This is a genomic window from Micrococcus sp. HSID17227 (assembly GCF_003989405.1).
In the GTDB taxonomy this organism is placed as follows: domain Bacteria; phylum Actinomycetota; class Actinomycetes; order Actinomycetales; family Micrococcaceae; genus Micrococcus; species Micrococcus luteus.
Map to the genome: position 1 here is coordinate 1 of NZ_RBLN01000263.1, position 2,805 is coordinate 2,805.

At 75.1% G+C, this 2,805-nt stretch carries 2 protein-coding genes and 2 pseudogenes; 1 reads left to right on the top strand and 3 read right to left on the bottom strand.

Annotation, left to right across the window (positions count from 1 at the left end):
* The 3 genes and pseudogenes from D8M29_RS10530 to D8M29_RS10540 form a co-directional block, all read right to left on the bottom strand.
* A pseudogene (locus tag D8M29_RS10530) lies at positions 1-220 on the bottom strand (nicotinate-nucleotide diphosphorylase (carboxylating)); the annotation flags it as partial.
* Positions 217-1,143, bottom strand: a pseudogene (gene nadA, locus D8M29_RS10535) (quinolinate synthase NadA); the annotation flags it as partial. The pseudogenes D8M29_RS10530 and nadA, both read right to left, overlap by 4 nt.
* A gap of 109 nt (positions 1,144-1,252) precedes the next feature.
* Entirely contained in the window at positions 1,253-2,095 is an 843-nt protein-coding gene (locus D8M29_RS10540; protein WP_127435453.1) for an ABC transporter ATP-binding protein, read from the bottom strand.
* A 242-nt stretch (positions 2,096-2,337) separates the two neighbouring features.
* On the opposite strand from D8M29_RS10540, the gene D8M29_RS10545 reads away from it, so the two are divergent.
* On the top strand, positions 2,338-2,805 hold a 468-nt coding region (locus D8M29_RS10545), incomplete at its 3' end, for a TetR/AcrR family transcriptional regulator (protein WP_238693386.1).

The following is a 2,805-nucleotide window of genomic DNA, read 5'->3' on the forward strand; positions in this document are numbered from 1 at the left end:
CCGGGTCGACGAGCCGGAAGGCGGCCTCGAGGGCGTTCGTGCCGGAGAGCACCCCGGGCTCGCGGGCCACCACGCGCGCGGTGATCCGGGCCTGCTCCGGGACGAAGGCCTCCGAGGAGACGTCACCCCAGGGCGCGTCCTCGGCGAGCGCGGCGGCCACGATCCGCTCCACGTCCGGCTGCGGGGCCGGCGTCGCCGGGGCGCGGTCGGCCGGGGTCACGTCCCGGCCCCGGCGGACTGCGCGGCCGACTGCTTCGGCGCGACGGCCAGCATCCGCTCGAGAGCGGTGCGGGCCGGGTCGGCGACGGACGCGGGCACGGTGATCCGGTTGACCACGCGGCCGGCCACGAGCTCCTCGAGCACCCACGCGAGGTAGCCGGGGTGGATGCGGTACATCGTGGAGCACGGGCAGATCACGGGATCGAGACAGAAGATCGTGTGCTCGGGGTGCTGGGCGGCCAGGCGCTGCACGAGGTTGATCTCGGTGCCGATCGCGAAGGTCGAGCCGGCCGGCGCCGCCTGGATGGCCTTGACGATGAAGTCGGTGGACCCGGAGGAGTCCGCGGCCTCCACCACGGGCAGGGGGCACTCGGGGTGCACGATCACCTGGACGTCCGGGTGCTCGGCGCGGGCCTGCTCGATCTGCGCGACCGTGAAGCGGCGGTGCACCGAGCAGAAGCCGTGCCACAGCAGGACCTTCGCGTCCCGCAGGGCGTCCTCGGAGTTCCCGCCCAGCGGCAGGCGGGGATTCCACGTCGGCATCTGCTCGAGTGGGATCCCCCTGGCGCGGCCCGTGTTCCGGCCCAGGTGCTGGTCCGGGAAGAACAGGACGCGCTGGGCACGCTCGAACGCCCAGTCCAGCACGGCCGAGGCGTTGGAGGACGTGCACACGATGCCGCCGCGCTCGCCGACGAAGCCCTTGAGGGCCGCGGAGGAGTTCATGTAGGTCACGGGCAGCAGGGGCACGCGCCCGTCGTCGTCCGGCTCGGTGCCGTAGACCGCCTCGAGCTGCTCCCACGCGTCCTCGACCGAGTCCAGGTCGGCCATGTCCGCCATGGAGCAGCCGGCGGCGAGGTTGGGCAGGATGACGGCCTGGTCCGGGGTGGAGAGCAGGTCCGCGGTCTCCGCCATGAAGTGCACGCCGCGAGGAAGGAGGCCGCGAGGAACAGGGTGCCGATCAGGATGGCCAGCACCAGGGAGACGTAGCGGCGCGGCTGGGTGCGCAGCTGGGAGAGGGCGACGGTCCACATGATCAGCGCACCCCGCCCTCGGCCGGGGCGGACAGGGCGGTCAGGGCCGCGGTGACGGACTCGACCGTGGGGTCCACGAGCTCGCCGGCCAGGCGGCCGTCCGCGAGCAGCACGACGCGGTCGGCGGCGGAGGCGGCCACGGGGTCGTGGGTGACCATGATGACGGTCTGGCCCATCTCCCGCGCGGAGCGGCGCAGCAGGCCGAGCACCTCGGCGGAGGTGGCGGTGTCCAGGTTGCCGGTGGGCTCATCCCCGAACACGACGTCCGGTCGGGTGAGCAGGGCGCGGGCGACGGCGACGCGCTGCTGCTGACCGCCCGAGAGCTCGTGCGGGCGGTGGCCCAACCGGTCCGCGAGGCCCAGGGCCCGGGTGATCTCCTCCAGCCACGCGCGGTCCGGGGTGCGGCCGGCCAGCTCGAGCGGCAGCACGATGTTCTGCTCGGCCGTGAGCGTGGGCACCAGGTTGAAGGCCTGGAACACGAAGCCCACGCGGTCGCGGCGCAGGCGGGTCAGGGCGGTGTCGTCCAGCCCGGTGATCTCGGTGCCGCCGATCCGCACGGAGCCCGAGGTCGGCGCGTCCAGCCCGGCCAGGCAGTGCATGAGCGTCGACTTGCCCGAGCCCGAGGGCCCCATGATCGCGGTGAACGCGCCCGAGGCGAAGTCCACGTCCACCCCGCGCAGGGCGTGCACCTGCGCGTCACCGCGCCCGTAGGCGCGGGTGAGTCCGCGGGCGCAGACGGCGGGCGCCGTCGTCGTGGTGGCGGACGACGACGGCGTGCCCGGCCCCGGTGCGACGGGGCCGGCGGTCGTGGGGGAGGCGGGGTGTGCGGAGGAAGCGGTGTCCATGGAACCCACTCTTCCGCGCGGACGCGGCGGGGCGGATCGGAGGAGGGGACCACCTCTGCGGGCGGCAGGTCATGCCCGGGGATGAGGCGGGCCGGCGAGGCGTGGACCCGAGGGCGTCAGGTCCCCGCCGCCGGGCGGTGCCGGGCGGAGTGGGATGATGGGGACATGAGAGCCGACGCCCGCGCCAACCGCCAGGACCTGCTGGCGGCCGCCGGCCGTCTCATCGCCACCCAGGGGGCGGGATGTCCCTGCGTGGGGTGGCGCAGGAGGCCGGGGTCGGCGTGGGCACGCTGTACCGGCACTTCCCCACGCGTCGGGATCTGTTGGACGCCGTGCTCGAGGACGTCGTGGCCCGCACCGGGGGGATCCTGCAGGCCTTCCTCGACGGGGCGGGCGGGGCCGAGCACGGCGGCGGGGCCGAGGCGCGGTGGCGGCGGCTCGCCGAGGACCTGGGGGCCGTGAACCTGGCCTCGCTCGCGGCGGCCCGGGACGACTTCGACCCCGCCGACCGGCCGCCGGAGGCCCTCATCGCCGAGGCAGAGCGTGTGATCCTCGAGCTCGCGGACCAGGTGGTGGCCGAGGCGCGGCGGGCCGGGCTCGTGGGCCCGGACGTGACCGGGGCGGACTACCTGTTCGGCCTGCTCATGGTCACCCGGTCGCCGGAGTGCGCGCTGCTGGGCCACGGCCCGGACCAGCGGGGCTGGCTGCTG